The organism is Microbacterium marinilacus (genome assembly GCF_019753765.1).
Taxonomy (GTDB): Bacteria; Actinomycetota; Actinomycetes; order Actinomycetales; family Microbacteriaceae; genus Microbacterium; species Microbacterium marinilacus.
Genome location: NZ_JAIJZW010000029.1, coordinates 1 through 1,157 on the forward strand (window position 1 = coordinate 1; position 1,157 = coordinate 1,157).

1 pseudogene is annotated in these 1,157 nt (G+C 64.9%); it reads left to right on the forward strand.

The annotated features are described in order from the left end of the window. Window positions 1–430: 430 nt before the first annotated feature. Window positions 431–1,028 (forward strand): annotated as a pseudogene (locus tag K5S26_RS18490) (DDE-type integrase/transposase/recombinase); the annotation flags it as partial. Window positions 1,029–1,157: the final 129 nt, after the last annotated feature.

Below are 1,157 nucleotides of genomic sequence, written 5' to 3' on the forward strand. Positions count from 1 at the left end.
GGCCCGTGACGGTAAGCCGCGCATTACGGTGGACCAAGAGAAGGCCTCCACTTCGGTGACGTTAGACACCACCAATCGTGGAGGCCTTCTCCCTAACCGGGCGTCACCAACGTGCTGACCGGGTACACCTAGCGCTGGGCCTAATCACCAGGCGGCGTCGCGGCTGTCGATCCTCGTTGCCGCGCCCTGCCAGACCCAGCAGCACAGCACGTCGCCGTCTAGGTGTGATGTCCAGGGGTGTTGTTTCGGTGATACGGCTCTGGGCTGTTGAGAGGCGAAGACCTCCAGTTGTGAAGTGGAGCCGTTGAGTTCAACCGCTTAACGAACCTGGAGGTCTTCGTGTCCCTCTGTGGCGGCGAAGATGTCCATGGTCTCGACGGTCACGGCCCGGAAGTGAGCGGCTCGTTTGCATGCTGAGGGCGTCGCGGGAATGCAGGACCGGTCAAGTCGTCCGCGCTCGATGCCGGCCAAGACGCCCGTTTCGGTGGTCAAGCAGATCGTAAAGGCGAGGTGGCGGCACAGGCTTGGGCCGGTCCAGATCGCCGACGAGCTCGGCCTGGCGCCCTCGACTGTCCACGCCGTTCTGTGCGCTGCAGGATCAACCGGCTGTCGCGGATCGACCGGGTCACCGGGGAACCGATCCGCCGCTACGAGCACGACCACCCCGGCTCGCTGATCCACGTCGACGTCACGAGGTTCGGCAACATTCCCGACGGCGGTGGGCATTGTTTCCTCGGCCGCGCAGGGCACCAGGAACCGGCATGCCATGGCCGAGGTGAACCGCTCCACACCGTCGTCGACGACCACTCCCGGGTCGCCTACGTCGAGATGCACGCAGACGAACGACCAGAGACCGCGATCGGTGTCCTGCGCCGCGCGACAACCTGGTTTGCCGACCACGGCGTCACCATCGAGCGAGTGCTCTCGGATAACGGCGCCTGCTACCGCTCTTATGCCTGGCGCGATACCGAATCCGCCACAAACGGACCCGCCCCTACTGGCCCCAGACCAACGGGAAGATCGAGCGTTTGGAGCCTGACCCGCTTTTCCGGACGCCAGCTTTGAGGCGATGATCGTCTCGGAAGGAGTCCGTGAGATGCCTGCTGCCCACCCGCCGGAGTTCCGGCGTCGAGCCCTGGATCTTGTCGCCCAGGGCA